The organism is Radiobacillus kanasensis (assembly GCF_021049245.1).
In the GTDB taxonomy this organism is placed as follows: domain Bacteria; phylum Bacillota; class Bacilli; order Bacillales; family Amphibacillaceae; genus Radiobacillus; species Radiobacillus kanasensis.
Genome location: NZ_CP088020.1, coordinates 1,722,950 through 1,742,744, shown reverse-complemented (window position 1 = coordinate 1,742,744; position 19,795 = coordinate 1,722,950). Strand labels below are relative to the sequence as shown.

The window sequence follows — 19,795 nt, the reverse complement described above, 5'->3', positions numbered from 1 at the left end:
TTCACCCCCGAATAGATTCATCGAGTAACGATGTTAACTTATTGGCGAACCCTTGATCTAATATAGCGACCGCCACTCTACCTGAGGACTTCCCTAAGGCATGAGATAACGTATCACGATCATCTACAACTTGCCAAGGAATCTTATAATACGTACATTTGTCCGTAATTTTTTTCCTGGTTTGTTGCCCGATATCACTGGCCAAGAGCACTAACTTCGCCTTATTTCTCTGAATATCACGAATGATAGACTCCTCTCCCAACGTACACTTCTTCGCACGATAAGCGAGCCCTAATAAGTTCAGATAATCTTTACTCAATTTTCTTACCTTCTATAACCAGTAATAATTGTTCATAAATAGTGTCTGGCACTTCTGCATTCAAATGACGTTTAAGAATCCCCGTTTTCTTTGCGCTTTCAACGGTTTCCAAATTCTTAGAGATGTATGCACCTCTTCCATTCTTCTTACCTGTTGGATCGACAAAGACTTCGCCTTCTTTATTACGAACAATCCGAATTAGTTCTTTTTTTGGCTTCATTTCCTGTGTCACAACACATTTTCTTAATGGTACTTTTCTCGGACCTGCCATGAAACGAACCTCCTATTCGAAAAGATCTTCATCCATTTCAGAATAAGATTCGGAATCCCCTGTGGATTCAGACAAAATGCCTTCTTCACGAGCTTCCGATTCACTCTTAATATCAATTTTCCATCCAGTTAGCTTAGCAGCTAGACGTGCATTTTGTCCACGCTTCCCGATTGCTAGGGATAATTGATAATCCGGAACAATAACAGTTGTTGCTTTGGCTTCCTCGTTGACGAGTACATCGACAACTTTAGAAGGACTGAGCGCATTAGATACGTAGACAATCGGGTCTTCTGACCATTCAACAATGTCTATTTTTTCCCCATTTAGCTCATTTACTATCGTTTGAACGCGTTGACCTCGTTGACCAACACAAGACCCTACCGGATCCACCTCTGGATCAGCGGCATAAACAGAAATCTTAGAACGATCTCCAGCTTCTCGAGCAACGGAACGGATTTCAACCGTTCCATCATAAATTTCTGGAACTTCCATTTCGAATAATCTCTTTAATAAACCCGGGTGTGTTCGAGAAATAAAAATTTGTGGACCTTTATTTGTATTCTCTACTTTCGTTACAAACACCTTAATACGGTCATGCACTTCATACTGTTCCGTAGGAATTTGTTCTCCTTCTGGAAGACGGGCTTCAATTTTGCCTAAGTTTACATACACAAACCGTGGATCTTTACGTTGAATAATTCCTGTCATTACATCTTCTTCGCGATCTATATACTCGCTAAAGATAACACCACGTTCTGCTTCACGAACACGCTGTGTCACCACTTGTTTCGCTGCTTGTGCTGCAATACGACCAAAGTCTTTTGGCGTTACTTCTAGCTCCACGACATCTCCGATTTCATACGTTGGGCTAATAGACTTCGCTTCCTCTAGGGAAAGCTCTTGCTGTGGATCAAACACTTCCTCCACAATTTCTTTTCTAGCAAATACATGCATACTTCCTGTTTCTTCATTTAAATCTACACGGACATTCGTTGCAGACTTAAAGTTCTTTTTGTAAGCAGATATCAAGGCAGCCTCTAGCGCTTCCATGAGCACATCTTTGTTGATTCCCTTTTCCTTTTCTAAAAAATGTATAGCATCAAAAAGCTCACTGCTCACGTTTTATCCCCCTTTAATTAAAAGTAACCGCCAGTCGTATTTTTGCTATTTTCTCGTATGGTAACTGGATTTCTTTCTTACGACTTTTGATTCTAATTTCTAATGTAATGACATCCTCTTCGCAGGATTTCAATATCCCTTCAAATTCTTTTTCTCCATCCATTTTCTCATAAAGCTTCACATGGACATTTTTCTCTAGGTTTTTCTTAATATCTTCTACCGTTTTTAAAGGACGTTCAGCACCTGGTGATGAGACCTCTAAAAAGTAAGGGACGGTTACTGGATCTGCTGTATCGAGCTTTTCACTCAATCTCTCCGATACTTGGCCACATTCTTCGATGTCCACGCCACCTGGTTTGTCTACAAATATACGAAGAAACCAATTTTTCCCTTCTTTTTCAAACTCGATGTCCACAAGGTCTAATTTCAAATCTGTTAAGATGGGTTGAACTAATTCTTCTGTGATTTCTGTTACTTTTGCACTCAACCTAATCCCTCCTTTAATGAACCATGATCTCCTAGAATGTGTCCTAGTCTCCCTGAATAGTTGATATGGATAGTTTGCTCGTAAATTGGAAATTCAATTACGCATAAGTGTACTGGACTTTTGATCATCTTCTATTATCCAGTTTCTTTTCAGTATAAATCCCTTGCCAGGAGGCAAGGGATTTGAAAGCAACCATATGACTTTTCAGGGTTACTCCACTAACGGTGCAAAAAGAAATAAGTATGCAAGAAAGAGTGGGGTTTGCCCACTCTTTCTTTCAAACGTATCATTACTACCTCTACGAATATACCATATTTAGAAATTTAATGCAAGAACGCCCCCATCTTGGGCCCTTTCATTAAAAAAGAGAGAGCTGATTGGCATCGGCCATTCCTTCTAAACATCCGTGTTGATCTAAATATTCCAAGACGGTTTTAGAGATCTTGCTTCTTTCTCGCAAGTCCTCTTTGGAAAGAAATTCTCCTTCTTCTCTCGCTTTCACAATGTTTAAGGCCGCGTTTGTTCCTAAACCATCGACTGCATTGAACGGCGGAATAAGTGTATCTCCATCCACAATAAAATCGGTAGCACTAGATTTATATAAGTCTACTTTCTGGAAAGAGAAACCACGTTCATTCATTTCGAGAGAGATTTCTAACACCGTTAATAAGTTCTTTTCCTTCGGAGAAGCATCATTTCCTTTTGATTGTATTTCCTCGATTCTTTTTCGAATAGCTGGGGTTCCTTTGACCATAACATCTAGATCAAAGTCATCGGCACGTACAGAAAAGTACGCTGCGTAGAAAAAGATTGGGTAATGCACTTTAAAGTAAGCAATTCGTACAGCCATTAATACATAAGCTGCTGCGTGTGCTTTCGGGAACATATACTTGATTTTTTTACAGGAATCAATATACCAATCTGGTACATCATGCTTTTTCATTTCTTCAATCCATTCGTCTTGAAGTCCTTTCCCTTTACGAACAAATTCCATAATTTTAAAGGCTAGCGAAGCATCGAGTCCTTTGTGCATCAAATAGACCATGATATCATCCCGACATCCAATAACGTCTGGAAGTCCACAAATTCCTTGGTTGATTAGTTCCTGCGCATTTCCTAACCAAACATCCGTACCGTGAGAGAGACCAGAAATGATAACAAGCTCAGCAAATGTTTTCGGGCCCGTATCCTCCAGCATTTGTCGAACAAACCTTGTACCAAATTCTGGAACTCCTAATGTACCAGTTTTACACAGAATTTGTTCAGGAGTAACGCCTAGCGATTCCGTTCCCGAGAAAATTTTCATCGTTTCTTTATCATCAGTCGGAATTGTCTTTGGATCAATCCCACTTAAATCTTGAAGCATTCTAATTACGGTCGGATCATCGTGTCCAAGAATATCCAGTTTTAACAGGTTATCGTGAATGGAGTGGAAATCAAAGTGTGTCGTCTTCCATTCCGAATTTCGATCATCTGCTGGAAATTGAATTGGAGTAAAATCATAGATTTCCTTATCATCGGGAACAACAATTATTCCCCCAGGGTGCTGCCCGGTTGTTCGTTTTACACCCGTACATCCTTGTACAAGTCGATCGATTTCCGCACTTTTCACTTGTAATTGATGGTCCCCTGCGTATCCTTTGACATATCCATAGGCAGTCTTTTCAGCAACCGTACCGATTGTACCAGCACGATATACATTGTCTTCCCCAAACAAAACTTTTGTATAGTTGTGAGCTCTTGGTTGATATTCACCTGAGAAGTTCAAATCAATATCCGGAACTTTATCCCCTTTAAATCCAAGGAACGTTTCGAACGGAATATCCTGACCATCTTTTTTCAAGCTGCTTCCACAGTTTGGACAGTCCTTGTCTTCTAGATCAAATCCACTACCTACCGATCCATCGTTAAAAAATTCATGATATTTACAGGATTTACACACATAGTGTGGCGGTAATGGGTTCACTTCGGTGATTTCAGTTAGAGTCGCAATCAAAGAAGATCCAACAGATCCCCGCGATCCTACTAGATATCCATCATCTAGTGACTTTTTCACTAATTTATGAGAGATCAAGTAAATAACAGCAAATCCGTGCCCTATAATACTAGCTAACTCTTTTTCAATTCGTTTCTCTACAATTTCCGGTAAGTCTTCACCATAAATGTCTTTAGCCATGTTATAGCTTAACTCACGAATTTCATCCTCAGCTCCATCGATATTAGGTGTGTACAAATCTTCTTTGACTGGGGAAATCTCTTCTATTTGATCGGCAACCCAATTCGTATTCGTAACAACCACTTCTTTTGCCTTCTCTGATCCAAGGAAGGAAAAACATTCAAGCATGTCATCAGTAGTACGGAAATGAACATCCGGCAATGTTTGTCTACTTAACGGATTACCATTTTGGGATGAAATCAAAATTTGACGGTACACTTTATCATGTTCATCTAAATAGTGCGCATTTCCCGTCGCTACCGTTTTCTTCTCTAACTGCTCACCTAGATCAGCAATTTTCTTTAAAATATCAAAGATTTGCGCCTCATTTTGGACGAGCTCTTTTTCAATCAGATGATAGTAGTTAGAAGGTGGTTGAATTTCCAAATAGTCATAGAATCCAGCTACTTTCTCCGCTTCTTCTTTAGACTTTTGCATCATCGTTTCGAAGACTTCCCCTTTATCACAGCCCGATCCAACCAGAATTCCTTCACGAAATTGCTGAAGCTTGGATCTCGGGATACGAGGTACACGATAGAAGTAATCCACATGTGATAGTGAGACGAGTTTGTAAAGGTTTTTCAAACCAACTTCATTTTGTGCCAACAACGTGCAGTGATAGGGACGAGAACGTTGGTACGCATTGCCTTCTCCCATATGGTTGTTAAATTGGTTATGGTTTACAATTTCTTTTTCTAAAGATTGTTTCACCAATTTCCACAGCAAATAACCAGTTGCTTCTGCATCATAAATTGCTCGGTGATGTTGCGTTAGTTCAATATCTAAATGCTTACACAAGGTGTTTAGTCGGTGATTCTTTAGGTTCGGAAACAAGAATCTAGCAAGCTCTAATGTATCAATAACTGGGTTGGAGGCTTCCGGGAATCCAATTTTCTTAAAACCGGCATTTAAGAATCCCATGTCAAAACTTGCGTTGTGGGCAACTAAAATGTCTTCACCCATCCACTCACGGAAATCTTTTAATACTTCTTCCACCTCTGGTGCATCCTTTACCATATCATCCGTAATTCCTGTTAAATCAATTGTCGTTTGAGATAATGGATGGTGCGGATTTGCAAAGGATTCGAATCGATCCACGATTTCTCCATTATGAACCTTTACCGCAGCTAGCTCAATAATCGTGTCATATACAGCCGACAAACCCGTTGTCTCTACGTCAAATACAACGTACGTAGCTGAGTCCAATTCAACATCCTTATCGTTATAGGCAATAGGTACACCATCATCCACCAGATTTGCTTCTACACCATATAAAATTTTAACTCCATGCTTCTTCCCGGCAGCATAGGCTTCAGGGAAGGATTGAGCAACAGCATGGTCGGTAATCGCAATCGCAGGATGTCCCCATGCTTTAGCTTGTCCGATTAACTTGGAAGCAGATACAACCGCATCCATTTGGCTCATCGTCGTATGAGCATGCAATTCTACACGTTTTTCCCCTTCTGGAGCTTTGTCTATCCTTGTTTCCCCTTTTATTTCATTTATGTCTGTGGCCATCATCGTAAGCTCATTGGTGAAGTTATCCGTTTGAATACTTCCTCTCGCTTTTAACCACATTCCTTTTTGGATTTGTTTAAAGCTTTCCTGGTCTTGATCTCCCTTAGAAAACATCTTGATTTGGAATGAATCTGTGTAGTCCGTTGCTTTCACAATTAATAAGTGTCGACCTGACCGCAAAGCACGTACATCCACATCAAACACATATCCTTGAACCGCCATACGACGCTCTTCTTCCACGATTTCTTTCATCGGAGTAATGTCGTCCTGAATGTTGTACCCAATCGTTACTGGACCTGATGGACCTGATTCTGCTTTCTGTTTCGCTCTTTGTTCTTTATCTTTAACTGCTTTTTGCACAAGCATTTGATCCTCGATAGCCTTTTGCTCTCGAAATTTCTCTAGTGCATTTGGTTCTTCATGCACTTCTACAGATAGTAAATACGGCCCCACCCCTGCTTGGGTACAAAACCCTTTAAACGTAGGATCCAATCGTTTTCTTAAAGCAGAGGACTCTGCTTCATTTCGTGCGGTTAACCCAAGCTTGTTTCCTGTAATACTTGGCGTTTGATTCAATATTAAATCGCGGTAAGCAGGCGATAGTTCTGTTGATTGCAAGAACTCCTGCCAATAGGAAATAACATCTTCGTCCGATAGCTGGTTATCCTTTGGATACAGCGTCCAATCCACAGTTGCTATGGAAGCAAAAGATTGTTGCAGTTTCGCTATAAAAAGACGATAAACAGAGGGTGGTAATACTTTCGTCAAGTGTATATGAAAGTGCCACTTTTTAATATTTTTATAAACTTCTACTTTAGCAAGATAGCTATCCGTAAAATGGGTTTGCACCATATCTTCTGGTATTTCAAGTTGCTTCAGTAATACATTCATTTTTTCTGTGCTGGATATCTCCATTTATAAGTTCCTCCCCGTATCCAGTCATTCCAAACTTGCATGAAAAAAAGAAGGACATCGTTTTATACATGTCCTTCTCCCATTTTACTACTTGTTAAAATCCTTGTCATCAATATTCGACAAGGGTTTTTTATAGATTTTTAATTAATCTTTTGCATTACAGACGAAAGCTTGTCACGAAGCTGTTCCAATGTGAGCTCCTCTTTCCCATCATCTGCTCTTTGTTTAAACTCTACGATTCCTTCTGCCGCTCTCTTCCCGACCGTAATTCGATTCGGTATGCCGATAAGATCACTATCTACAAATTTCACACCAGCACGTTCTTTCCGATCATCATATAAGACTTCTACACCAGCTTGCAAAAGCTCTTCGTAAAGCTGATCTCCAAGATTTGCTTGCTCTTCATTTTTACTATTTAGAACAAGTAGGTGCACTTGATAAGGTGCGACGGAAGATGGCCACATCATTCCATTCTCATCATGGAATTGTTCCACTATCGCCGCTACAGTTCTAGAGACACCAATGCCATAACAGCCCATTACCATAGGATTTGCTTTTCCTTGATCATTTAAGAACGTCGCGTTCATACGTTCTGCATATAATGTTCCTAATTTGAACACATGACCAACTTCAATCCCTTTTGCAAATTGAATAGAACCTTGACCATCAGGAGATGGATCCCCTTCTTTAATAAATCGAAGGTCGGCGTATTCCTTCACTTCAAAATCTTTTCCTGGATTCACGTTTATATAGTGATAGCCATCTTTATTTCCTCCACAGGAAACATTACGAACAAACTCCACTGCGGTATCTGCAACAACTTCAACCTTATCGTCGATACCTACTGGACCTAAAGAACCAAACCCAGCTCCCAATAACTGACGAGTTTCTGCCTCTGAAGCTAGTTCTACAACACTCGCATTGTAAAGGTTTTTCAATTTAATATCATTTACCTCATGGTCACCCCGTGTAACGACTAGCACAAGCTGATCATCTACTTTGAACATAATTGCCTTTAATCCTTGTTCTAAATTATGACCAAGATAGTCCGCTACTTCTTGCATCGTTTTTTGCCCAGGGGTTTCGACAAGCTCTAGCTCTTTAGGTTCTACATCTGGTATAGAATAGGTCGTAACAACCGGAGCCATTTCAATATTAGCAGCATAGTCTGATTGGTCGGAGTATGCAATGATATCCTCCCCAACTTCTGATAGGACCATAAATTCATGTGTATCCTTTCCACCCATGGAACCAGAATCCGCAATGACAGCACGGAAATTTAATCCACATCTAGAAAAGATTTTTTTATAAGCTCCGTACATTTTTTGGTACGTTTCATCCAAGCTTTCAAATGAGTCATGGAAGGAATAAGCATCTTTCATGACAAATTCACGCCCGCGGAGCAGTCCAAATCTCGGTCGTTTTTCATCACGGAATTTTGTTTGAATTTGGTAAACCGATAACGGCAAACGTTTATAGCTTTTGATTTCATCTCGGATGATGCTCGTGATTACTTCTTCATGAGTCGCACCTAAAGCGAATTCACGTTCATGTCGATCATGCATGCGCATAAGCTCTGGTCCAAAGTTGTTCCAACGACCTGTTTCTTTCCAAAGCTCTGCTGGCTGCATGGCCGGCATGAACATCTCGTTTGCTCCAATACGATCCATTTCTTCTCTCACAATTTCCTCTACCTTTTTCAAAACTCGTTTCCCTAAAGGTAGAAAACTATAAATACCGGAAGCTGTTTGTCTAATGAAACCAGCTCTTAAAAGCAATTGATGGCTTTTTATGTCCGCATCTGCTGGTACTTCTTTTAGTGTTGGGATTAGCGTTTGTGATTGTCTCATTTATTTCACCTCATTTAGCCTTGAAAAAAGATTCGCTGAATATCGTTCCAGGTTACAACTAGCATTAATAGAATTAATAGAGCAAATCCGATAAAGTGGACGATCCCTTCTTTTTGCGGATCCATCGGTTTTCCTCTAACCGCTTCGATACCAATAAACAACAAGCGACCACCGTCTAAAGCTGGTAATGGAAGCAAATTAATAATACCTAGGTTCACACTTAATGCTGCTGTCCACATCAAGAAATTCATGAATCCAGTTTGTACTACTCTATCCGTCGCATCATAAATTCCTACTGGACCAGATAGCGCATCAATAGAGAATTGTCCTGTAATCAGTTTTATAACGTTACCGAGAATAAGCTTAGACCATTCATAGGTTTGCTCCAAGCTATATGGAATCGACTTCAGAACTGAACGTTCTAAAGCGACTTGAATACCAATTTGGCCAATTTTTTGATTCTGTCCTTCAATAGCAGCTGGAACTACGGCCAATTCCACTTGTTCCCCGTCTCGACTTACTGACATGGTAAGTTCCTTCTCCGGACTTCCTTGAACGATTTTTTGAAACTCTTCCCATGAATCAATAGCATTGCCGTCAATTTGTAGCACTTCATCCCCAGCTTGGAAGCCTGCTTCTTCTGCCGGACTGTCTTCTTGTACATTTCCTACAAGTGCTTCTTCAGTTGGGATACCTTGTGCAAATCCAAGAATGAAGAAGATCACGATCGAGAGAAGAAAATTCATCATTGGACCAGCAAAAAGCTGCATGGCACGTTGTGGGATAGTCTTTGATGCAAATTGGCGATTATATGGCGCAATTTGTGTTTCTTGTTCATCCATGACGAAGAACGCTTTTTCATCTACTTCAAAAAGCAATCTTTCTTCTTCATCAATATCGAACCCTTCTATCATTAAACGATGATCTAGATCTGCTTTATCGATTTCAATGACTCGAGCTTGTGGGTGCTTTGCTTTATGGTTGATAATAATTTTGTTTACTTTTCCATCTGCATTAAATTCCAAACCAACATGTTGGCCAGGCTTTAAGTCAATAATCTCTGGATCTTCCCCCGCAACTCGTACATAACCACCAGCTGGAATGAGTCGAATCGTATATAACGTTTCATTTTTTACGAAAGAAAAGATTTTCGGACCAAAACCAATGGCAAATTCTCGAACAAGCATGCCAGCACGTTTTGCAAAATAATAGTGGCCAAACTCATGCACAAACACAAGCAAGCCGAACATTAATATAAATGCGATGATGGTATTCAAAAGATAGCACCTTCCTTTTCAACTGTTGGCAATAGGTTGTAAGCATTGGGTTATGTCTACTTACAATGCCATGTCTATACTTTCTCTGTCACTCGCGCTCTCGTTTCAACATCAACTGCTAAGATTGTCTCTAGATCTGGGTGAGCAATGACATTATGATGTTGTAAGGCTTCTTCAATAAATCGTTCAATATCTAGAAACGAAATTTTTTTCTGTAAGAATAATGCTACCGCTACTTCATTAGCAGCATTTAAAACTGTTGTCATGGTTCCCCCAGCTTTTCCAGCTTCATAAGCCATTTTTAAGCATGGAAATCGTTCAAAACTCATTTCTTGGAAGTGAAGCTTTCCCATCTCCATTAGGTTTAACGATTTTGGTGTGGGAAGTGCTTGTCTCGACGGATACGTCAAAGCGTATTGAATGGGACCTCGCATATCTGGGGTACCCAGCTGTGCAATGACACTATTATCTTTAAACTCCACCATGGAATGGATGACACTTTCCTTATGGAGAATCACATCAATATCTTCATAAGGTGTATCAAATAACCAATGTGCTTCAATGACTTCCAACCCTTTATTCATCATGGTTGCAGAATCGATTGTAATTTTAGCTCCCATACTCCAATTCGGATGCTTTAAGGCATCCTCGATGGAAACATCTGCAAGCTGATCTCTTGATAAATCGCGAAAGCTCCCACCAGACCCGGTAAGGATAAGCTTATGTACATCCGATTTCTGTTCCCCATTTAGAGCTTGGAAGATTGCGGAATGCTCACTATCCACAGGCAGTAAAGTAACATCATACTTTTTCGCTTCCTCCATGACAAGGTGCCCTGCTGTTACTAACGTTTCCTTGTTAGCAAATGCGATTTGCTTTTCGGCACGAATGGCAGCGAGTGTTGCTTCTAATCCTACACTACCTAATACAGCGTTCACCACGACATCTGTCTCCCTGTCGACGCTAACTTCCACCATACCAGCATTGCCTACAAGAACGTCCATATTCGATATTTGTTGCTGAACTGCCTTTTTTGTTTCTACATCTTGTACGACTACTCGTTTAGGAGAGAACTCCCTAATTAATGGGATCGCGATATCGACATTCCGACCAAATGCCATTGCATGTACTTGAAATAACTCAGGGTGTGCTCGTACAACATCAAACGTCTGTAAACCTACAGAACCTGTTGCACCGAGTATAGCAATTTTCTTCATGTGACACTCTCCTATATCTATTCCATCCTATGTTAAAAACGTAATAAAATGCTGAATAAAATGTAACAATGGGAAAACGAAAATCCAGCTATCGAACCGGTCTAGAATTCCACCATGTCCTGGCAAGATGTTCCCGGAATCTTTCACGTCATAATATCGCTTAAATGCCGATTCTACTAAATCTCCAATTTGCCCAACTATGGATGCTAAAATCGTCACAAATAATAGAACAATAACCGAGGAAAGAATCGGAACGAATATTTGAAAGATTAAAGCAACTGCACATGCTAGGATAATCCCACCAACGGCACCTTCAATCGTTTTATTCGGACTAATTTCTGGCCAGAGCTTCCGCTTTCCAAAGGCTCGTCCAAAAAAGTATGCTCCTGTGTCGGTAGCAAGGATAACTAAGATTGCGTAGAAAACAATGGCGAGATCCTTGCTTGCCTCCATAAAATAATAAAAACCTAAACCAACATAGACAGCGGATAACACTAGAAATCCAGCATCTTCAAACGTAAACTTGTTCTTTACTAGAACAGTGTAACCTAATAATAATAAAACAAAAAACAGCATAAACTCCGATTTCGTAAACGGATTGTCACTTATTTGTTCAATGTAAGAATCCGGGATTAATAAAACCCATAACAATGCAATGGAGATAATAGAAGGAATCGGATAACTTGTTGTTTTTCTCATTTTCAGTAATTCTAGCAGTCCTATTGTTGCGATTATATAAATGAGAACCTGAAAAGGCCATTTTCCATAAATAACGATAGGAAAGAATAATAAGATTGCGATTACTGCCGTTATAATGCGTTGTTTCATGCTTCTTTCATCACCTTAAATTCCTCCATATCTTCTCTTTCTATTTTGAAAGTCTAGGAGGGCTTGTTTTAGTAATTGTTCATCAAAATCTGGCCAATATTTTTCTGTAAACCAGAATTCTGTATAAGCTGATTGCCACAGTAAGAAGTTACTCAACCTTTGCTCACCGCTTGTTCGAATTAATAGATCTGGATCTATCATACCGTTTGTGTATAGGTAGGAACTATATAACTCTTCATTGATATCATCTATCGAAATTTCCGAATTCTGAACATCTTGCACAATCGAATGTATCGCACGGATAATTTCATGCCTACTCCCATAGTTTAAAGCAATATTCAAGATTAAACCATTATTACCCCTTGTCTGGTCTTTCGCCTCTTGGATGGCTTTTTTTGTATGAGATGGTAATCCATCAAAATCCCCAATTGTTTGAACTTGAACATTTTCTTCCACTAGTTCTGGTAAATATGTATTTAAAAATTCCATAGGAAGCTTCATTATAAACTCAACTTCTGTTTTCGGACGGTTCCAGTTCTCCGTTGAAAAGGCGTATAATGTAAGAATTTTAATACCATGTTTTGAGGCCGATGCAACCACTTTCCGAACATTGGACATTCCTTCTTTATGTCCAGCGATCCTCGGCAAACCTCTTTCCTTCGCCCATCTTCCATTCCCATCCATAATAATTGCTACATGCTCAGGAATGGTATGAAGGTCCAACTCTATTCCTTTATCTAGCTGCTCTGTGGCCCTTTTAGTCTTTCTCATAAATGGAAGCTTAATTTGCATAACTCGTTCCTCCAGTATTCTCGAAAAGGCTTAAATCATATTACTCCTGTAAGTATATACCTTTTCCATTGTATGATAAAGAGACACTTTTTCATCCTTAGTTGTCATCTTCCATTGTAACCTATCCTAAGAAACGATATAACGGAAAAACCCTCTTTCCTCAAGAGGGTTTCTCGTTGTTCATCAGAGAATGAATTATACTTCCATCATTTCTTTCTCTTTTTGTTTTACTAGCTCATCGATTTCATCAATATGCTTATCCGTTTGCTTTTGTACATCGTCTTGGTAGCCACGAAGCTCATCTTCCGTTAGGTCGCCATTTTTCTCCGCTTTTTTCAACGCGTCATTGGAATCACGACGAATGTTACGAATCTGCACTTTTGCTTCCTCTGCATATTTCCCAACCACTTTTACGAGCTCTTTTCTACGTTCTTCGGTAAGAGCTGGAATGTTAATGCGAATGATGTTCCCATCACTAGATGGTGAAAGTCCTAAGTCTGCTTTTTGAATCGCCTTTTCAATCTCTGAAATAGATGATTTATCAAATGGTGTAATGACTAATAATCTTGCTTCTGGAGTAGAAATAGTCGCCAATTGATTTAGTGGTGTAGATGCACCGTAATAATCTACGTACACACTATCCAATAAAGAAGGATTTGCTCTTCCAGCTCTTACCGTAGCAAGTTGCTTAGAAAATGCTTGCACAGCTTGTTTCATTTTTTGTTGTGTTTCATTAATCACTGCATCTGACATGTTTATTTCCCCCTTATAATCGTTCCTATTTTGTCACCTAATACTGCTCTTTTTATATTACCCTCTTCTGTGATAGAAAACACCAGAAGTGGAATATTATTATCCATGCATAAAGATGATGCGGTTGAATCCATAACAGCTAACCCTTCATTTAAAATTTCGAGATAGGAGAGCTCCTCATATTTTTTCGCATCTTTAACTAGTTTTGGATCCGCTGTGTACACACCATCCACGTTATTTTTAGCCATTAAGATTACTTCTGCTTCAATCTCTGCGGCACGTAAGGCAGCTGTTGTATCTGTAGAGAAGTAAGGATTCCCTGTACCCGCGGCAAAGATGACAACACGTTTCTTTTCTAAATGTCGGATCGCTTTTCTTCTAATATAAGGTTCTGCTACTTGTCGCATTTCAATAGAGGTTTGTACGCGCGTCGGAATACCTAGATTTTCTAAACTATCTTGTAGTGCTAAAGAATTCATAATCGTTGCCAGCATACCCATGTAATCCGCGTTGGCACGATCCATCCCCATCTCACTTCCGACTTTTCCACGCCAAATGTTTCCGCCGCCTACGACAACGGCCACTTCTACCCCAAGTTCCGCAACTTCTTTTACTTGAGCAGCAATAGACTGAATGACTTTCGGTTCAATCCCATATCCTTGTTCCCCACTCAATGCCTCTCCACTTAATTTTAACACAATCCTACGGTAGCGAGCTGTTGTCATATGAACCTCCATTTATTTATATGTATTTAACGAAGTATGTGCGAGTCTTTCTTTAATCTGAGCACTCGAAAAATAGGGAACACGTTGTGTCCCCTACTTGTTTTTCTAGAACTTATCTTTTCACCTGGTTCATTACTTCTTCAGCAAAGTTATCTTCACGTTTCTCCATACCTTCGCCTACTTGATAGCGAACGAAACCTTTTACAGAAGCACCTTTATCTGCAACAAATTTTTTCACTTTTTGGTCAGGGTCTTTAACAAAGCTTTGCTCAAGTAAGACAATTTCTTCGAAGAACTTGCCAAGACGACCTTCTACCATTTTTTCAACGATATTCGCTGGTTTACCTTCGTTAAGTGCTTGTGTTTTTAATACTTCTCTTTCAGCATTTACTTCTTCTTCTGAAACCGCATCACGAGATACGTAACGTGGGTTGACCGCAGCGATATGCATGGCTACATCTTTTGCTACCGCTTCGTCTGTTGTACCTTCTAGAAGAGCTAGCACTCCAATGTTCCCACCCATGTGAAGGTAAGCACCAAATGCATCGTTATCGCCTTTTTCTAGAATCGTGAAACGACGTAAAGAAATTTTTTCTCCGATTTTCGCAATCGCAGAGTTAATGTATGTTTCAACTACTTCACCATCTCCATTTAGAGGCTGTTGAAGTGCTTCCTCAACAGAAGCAGGTTTTTGACTAAGAAGGTGAGTTCCTAGCTCTTTAAGTAATGTTTTGAATTGATCATTTTTGGTTACGAAGTCTGTTTCACAGTTTACTTCGATAAGTACCGCATGGTTTCCATCTACTTCGATATGAGCAGATCCTTCAGCTGCAATACGATCTGATTTTTTCGCTGCTTTCGCAATCCCTTTTTCACGAAGAAAATCAATCGCTTTATCGATATCCCCCTCCGTTTGTTGAAGTGCTTTCTTACAATCCATCATTCCAGCACCTGTTTTTTCACGAAGTTCTTTTACCATTTGTGCAGTTATAGCCATTGTGAATCCTCCTTATGGAAATTAGTTTCCTCTTACGTTCAGCTCCAGTTCGTCTGTGTCGGCTAGATTCTCTCGTCATAACCGGTTTTCCTACAGTGACAAGTCCCGTCATTTATGTAGCCTTGCCTAGTAGCGAGTATCTGGGCAAGCCCACTTCACTTCCGATGTTGTTCCTAAAAAAAGGTGATAAAAGGTTCCCCTTCTATCACCCCAAACCTTTCTTACTCTTGTGCTGCTTTAGTTTCTTCTACAACTTCTTCAGTAGTTGCTTCTTCCGTCACTTCGCCTTGCTTAGCTTCTAGAATAGCATCTGCCATTTTACCTGTAAGAAGTTTTACAGCACGTATTGCATCATCGTTTGCCGGAATTACATAATCAATTTCATCTGGATCACAGTTTGTATCCACGATTCCAACGATAGGAATGTTTAATTTATGTGCTTCTGCAACCGCAATACGTTCTTTACGAGGGTCAATAATGAATAAAGCATCTGGTAGCTTTTTCATTTCTTTGATTCCACCAAGGAATTTCACAAGACGTTCTTTCTCTTTAAGAAGCCCTACAACTTCTTTCTTAGGAAGAACATCAAATGTTCCGTCTTCTTCCATGCGCTCAATTTCGATTAAACGGTTAATACGTTTACGAATTGTTTGGAAGTTTGTAAGAGTACCACCTAACCAACGTTGGTTAACAAAGTACATACCAGAACGAATTGCTTCTTCTTTTACAGACTCTTGTGCTTGTTTTTTCGTACCAACAAAAAGAACAGTACCGCCATCAGCAGCAATATCTTTAATATATTGGTATGCTTCATCAACCTTTTTTACTGTTTTTTGAAGGTCAATGATGTAGATGCCGTTACGCTCCGTAAAGATATATTTTTTCATCTTTGGATTCCAACGACGAGTTTGGTGACCGAAATGTACACCAGCTTCAAGTAATTGCTTCATTGAAATAACTGCCATGAATTATTTCCTCCTAAAATGGTTTTTTTGTTCCTCCGTTCTTTTCATCACAGTCAAGGACTAATTTTTGATTAGCACCCCTTCACCACTACCAAGAACGTGTGTATTTAACACCAAAAATAAATATATCACATCGAATTCGAGCAATCAAGCAAAATAACGAGTTTTTACGATTTAAATTTCAACATGAGATCTACTTCTGTTTTCCCACAATCTAACCGTTTCGCTATTTCCTCAACAGTATAGCCTTGATCGTGTAGTTGATATACTTTGGATTGAAGCGACTGTTCGACGATATCTTCCATTGGAAGTTCTGTAGGGGGAGAATAAGCGTCCGATTCATCACTTGGTAATTCCACCAGATTAGACTTCTTCGCTTCCTCTTCTTTTTCTACAATAGAATTTTTTTCTTCGGTCGTCTTCTTCACCTCTTTAGGAGGTGTGACAGATTCTGTTTTCGTAGCAATGGTGGAAGATGTTTCTTTCCCATGAACAACTGGTTGTCTCGTATTCTCTGTTTGTATGATGGCCTGCTCTAGCTTTTCATTTTCTAATTTTATTTCTTCTAAATAGGTTGCAAACAAATCTTCCATTTCTGTCATTCTTTGTTTGTCGTTAGATTCATATTGGGAAAGCTTATTAACTTTTCCTAGTAGCATTCGGATTGCTAAGAAAGAAAGCACATGGAGTAATAAGCTCATTGCGACTAAAAATGTTAACATAATTATCCTTTCTACCCATTAAAATCAATGCTTCTACCTAAGTAAGGGTGGTCGATATTTATGGATTGCTCCTCTGTTGCTGCCTTTAGCTCCCCTTCTTCCTGTTTAGCAAAGGTCTGAGATTGATTTTTAAGGTGAACTTTATCTTTTTGCTCAAATTCATTCACTTTTTTTCTCTTAAGTTCTTCCGCAACAGACTGGCTTTGTGCAAGAGATTCTTGAAGGACTTGTCCCCGTTGTTGCATCTGCTCCTGCATTTTCCCCACATCTTGCGTTCTTGGTAAAGCTACTTGTAATTCAACCGATTTCCAGCTCATGGCTTTCACCCCAATGAAAATTAATACGATTGAAAATTAGTAATCTTATGTATCAAATAACTGTCATCTAATTCTTCATCGATAGTTATATTATACGCCATATCCTAACAAAAATCCTGCTCAATAATTCCTACGAAGAGCACATCTACGATTTTATATAGGGTGTTAAAGCATAGTTTGTCGCTATTGATAGAAAATGCGACATAAAGGGTGAAGCTATATGCCGGCGCTCCGGCAGAATACTCCGCTTTCCGCGGGCACGGCCTCAATCTCCTCGGAAGAAACCCACTTCCTGCGGGGCTTTCACCTCGCGCTGTTCCCGCAGGAGTCTCCGCATTCTGCCTACGCTCAGGTATGGTTTTCTGATATTAACATAGAGCATTGCTAGAATAAAACAAGTTGATTGTGATCATTCAGTTGCCATTTTTATAAAAGTGACAGTACGATAGGGCGCTGGCATTCAGTCCTTTATAGTTAAGGAAACGCAACGACAGGTGTTCCTTTAGCTTGAATAAAGGAACAGATGCCCTATACATGTTATAACAAGGTGAAAAGTTACAGTGGACAGTTGTCCCGTCTGGCTATAACCTTCTTGCAGGACCATTAAATAATTGTCTACCGCATATAGTATGTTGATTGGAGTGGAGGGTAATCGACTCCTACCATGAAAATAAAGTTCTAATATATAGAAAAATGGCAATACTAAGGTAGACGCAGCTCATTCATTTTTTTGAGGAGAGCGCCATATTCTAAGATCTAATGAAGTTTGAGAATAATTTTAAGATACTTTTGGTTCCACAATTGTCACTGTGTAACCTAAACTCTCTAATCTTCGTAGTGAATGCCTAACAACGGATTGTTGTCTTTGTTTGTCGAAGTAATCTTCTCCTAAATCTACATACATTTCTTTTCGTGTTAAGAGATAATAGGAGATTCGTAATATCGCATGAGCTACAACGATTCCTGCACGCTTTTTACCTTTACGTGAAGCTGTTCGCCGGTAAAGTGCACCAAGGTAGTTTTTGGATCCTCGAACAGAATGAGCTGCTTCAATCAGTGCTGATTTAAGATACTTGTTTCCATTCAACGTTTTAGATGATTTACGTTTTCCAGCACTTTGGTTATTTCCAGGAACTAATCCAGCCCATGAACACATTTGAGGTGCAGTAGGAAATTGCTCCTTTATATTTGTACCAAGCTCTGCAAGCATTTGTTCCGCCATTTTTCTCCCAATACCAGGAATGGAATCTAAACGGTCTATATCTTCTTGAGAGTCTTCCATCCTTTTCGCTATCTCTTTATCTAGTTTATCGATTTGATCCGTCAGGAAATCGATATGATCTAGAATCGTTTTTATCATGAACCGTTGGTGTTCTTGAACATACCCTTGAAGTGCGAGTTTCAATTCATCCTTTTTCTTCTTCATTACTCCTCTCGCAAAGGTTGTTAACTCTTCGAGATCATCATTTCCTTCGGATATGGATCGAAGCATATCACGAGCAGAAACTCCCATAATGTCAGAAACAACAGAACCAAGTTTGATATTAGCTCCTTCTAACACTTTTTGAATCCGATTATATTGTCTGGCACGCTCTTCAATAATACTTCGACGATAACGAACAAGTTCACGTAATTCTCGCTGGTTTCGATCAGGAATAAAACTAGCTTTAAGTAAACCGTGACGAAGTAATTTGGCTATCCATTCGGCATCTTTCACATCCGTTTTACGCCCGGGGACAGCCTTAATGTGTTGAGCATTCACAACTAGATATTCAATATCTTCTGCTTCTAGTAGATTGACAATAGGTTTCCAGTAGACACTTGTACTTTCCATTGCCACATGGGTACACTTATGTTTCTTCACCCAGTCCACCAACTCAATTAGATATATGGTTTTAGTTGAAAAAGTTTCAATCTCCTTTCCTTCTGTTGTAATGGCACAAGCGGTAATGGTATCCTTGTGGACATCCATACCACAAGCATTCTCAATGATTACATCCATTGAAAACATCCTTTCTACGGCAAATAATAATGGAGGCTGGCGCAACAACCAGAATAGGGTTAATCTACCATGAGTGCTTCCCTTAAAGGGAGCAACAGTCTGTGATGCACCGTGGTCGAAGGAGTCAGACTGCGGGTAGGGCTCTCACGCACCAAGGAGTCTCGACCTTCCTCATCCAGCCGTAGCATCAGTATAGCCACACAATAACTATTTTCATTCTCTGTGGTGTATAGCTGTTTTCGCGATACATGGATGACTGCGGGAACAGCACGAGTTGAAGACCCCGCAGAAAAGCGAACTTTGCTTTTTGAGGAGGCTGAGGCCGTGCCCGAGGAAAGCGATTACCCGCAACGGAAATCAGCATCTTACACACACCGAGCAGTCACTAAACCGATGGTTTTGTAGTAAGTTTTATTACTTAGTTATGACGCAGTCTATATAAACTACGAGTTACATTTAATCCCTGTAAAAGCAAATGATCTTTTATAATACTTACTATATGTGAA

Annotated in this window: 17 protein-coding genes; all 17 read right to left on the bottom strand. The window is 39.7% G+C overall.

The features are described from left to right. Nucleotide 1: 1 nt before the first annotated feature. The gene (locus KO561_RS09075; RefSeq protein WP_231096782.1) at nt 2-319 is read right to left on the bottom strand and encodes a YlxQ family RNA-binding protein; all 318 of its coding nucleotides are present in this window, start codon (nt 317-319) and stop codon (nt 2-4) included. Continuing rightward, nucleotides 312-590 carry an RNase P modulator RnpM gene (gene rnpM / locus KO561_RS09070; RefSeq protein WP_231096781.1) on the bottom strand — a complete coding sequence of 93 codons (279 nt, stop codon included), beginning with the start codon at nt 588-590 and terminating at the stop codon, nt 312-314. Before rnpM ends, KO561_RS09075 begins: the two co-directional genes overlap by 8 nt. A gap of 12 nt (nt 591-602) precedes the next feature. Then, nucleotides 603-1,709, bottom strand: a complete 1,107-nt coding sequence (gene nusA / locus KO561_RS09065) for a transcription termination factor NusA (protein ID WP_231096780.1) — start codon at nt 1,707-1,709, stop codon at nt 603-605. A 13-nt stretch (nt 1,710-1,722) separates the two neighbouring features. After that, entirely contained in the window at nt 1,723-2,196 is a 474-nt protein-coding gene (rimP, locus tag KO561_RS09060) for a ribosome maturation factor RimP (RefSeq protein ID WP_231096779.1), read from the bottom strand. Nucleotides 2,197-2,554: 358 nt separating this feature from the next. After that, the gene (locus tag KO561_RS09055; RefSeq protein ID WP_231096778.1) at nt 2,555-6,844 is read right to left on the bottom strand and encodes a PolC-type DNA polymerase III; all 4,290 of its coding nucleotides are present in this window, start codon (nt 6,842-6,844) and stop codon (nt 2,555-2,557) included. A 140-nt stretch (nt 6,845-6,984) separates the two neighbouring features. After that, a complete protein-coding gene (locus KO561_RS09050; RefSeq protein WP_231096777.1) occupies nt 6,985-8,694 on the bottom strand; it encodes a proline--tRNA ligase in 1,710 nt (569 codons plus the stop codon). Between the two features lie 14 nt (nt 8,695-8,708). Then, on the bottom strand, nt 8,709-9,971 hold the full coding sequence (rseP, locus tag KO561_RS09045) for an RIP metalloprotease RseP (RefSeq protein WP_231096776.1): 1,263 nt from the start codon (nt 9,969-9,971) through the stop codon (nt 8,709-8,711). A gap of 74 nt (nt 9,972-10,045) precedes the next feature. Further along, nucleotides 10,046-11,188: a 1-deoxy-D-xylulose-5-phosphate reductoisomerase gene (gene dxr / locus KO561_RS09040; RefSeq protein WP_231096775.1), complete on the bottom strand. Its 1,143-nt coding sequence runs from the start codon at nt 11,186-11,188 to the stop codon at nt 10,046-10,048. Nucleotides 11,189-11,215: 27 nt separating this feature from the next. Next, complete coding sequence (locus KO561_RS09035) at nt 11,216-12,016, bottom strand: phosphatidate cytidylyltransferase (RefSeq protein ID WP_231096774.1); 801 nt, start codon at nt 12,014-12,016, stop codon at nt 11,216-11,218. 15 nt (nt 12,017-12,031) lie between these two features. After that, nucleotides 12,032-12,808: an undecaprenyl pyrophosphate synthase gene (locus KO561_RS09030; protein ID WP_231096773.1), complete on the bottom strand. Its 777-nt coding sequence runs from the start codon at nt 12,806-12,808 to the stop codon at nt 12,032-12,034. 195 nt (nt 12,809-13,003) lie between these two features. Then, nucleotides 13,004-13,561: a ribosome recycling factor gene (frr, locus tag KO561_RS09025; protein WP_231096772.1), complete on the bottom strand. Its 558-nt coding sequence runs from the start codon at nt 13,559-13,561 to the stop codon at nt 13,004-13,006. Nucleotides 13,562-13,563: 2 nt separating this feature from the next. Next, complete coding sequence (pyrH, locus tag KO561_RS09020) at nt 13,564-14,286, bottom strand: UMP kinase (RefSeq protein ID WP_231096771.1); 723 nt, start codon at nt 14,284-14,286, stop codon at nt 13,564-13,566. A 112-nt stretch (nt 14,287-14,398) separates the two neighbouring features. Further along, nucleotides 14,399-15,283 (bottom strand): translation elongation factor Ts, encoded by an 885-nt coding sequence (tsf, locus tag KO561_RS09015; RefSeq protein WP_231096770.1) that lies wholly within the window; start codon nt 15,281-15,283, stop codon nt 14,399-14,401. Between the two features lie 221 nt (nt 15,284-15,504). Beyond that, nucleotides 15,505-16,248: a 30S ribosomal protein S2 gene (gene rpsB / locus KO561_RS09010; RefSeq protein WP_231096769.1), complete on the bottom strand. Its 744-nt coding sequence runs from the start codon at nt 16,246-16,248 to the stop codon at nt 15,505-15,507. Nucleotides 16,249-16,415: 167 nt separating this feature from the next. Beyond that, nucleotides 16,416-16,970: a hypothetical protein gene (locus KO561_RS09005; RefSeq protein WP_231096768.1), complete on the bottom strand. Its 555-nt coding sequence runs from the start codon at nt 16,968-16,970 to the stop codon at nt 16,416-16,418. Between the two features lie 11 nt (nt 16,971-16,981). Further along, the gene (locus tag KO561_RS09000) at nt 16,982-17,287 is read right to left on the bottom strand and encodes a hypothetical protein (protein ID WP_231096767.1); all 306 of its coding nucleotides are present in this window, start codon (nt 17,285-17,287) and stop codon (nt 16,982-16,984) included. Between the two features lie 778 nt (nt 17,288-18,065). After that, nucleotides 18,066-19,289 carry an IS110 family RNA-guided transposase gene (locus KO561_RS08995; RefSeq protein ID WP_231096766.1) on the bottom strand — a complete coding sequence of 408 codons (1,224 nt, stop codon included), beginning with the start codon at nt 19,287-19,289 and terminating at the stop codon, nt 18,066-18,068. Between the last annotated feature and the right edge of the window lie 506 nt (nt 19,290-19,795).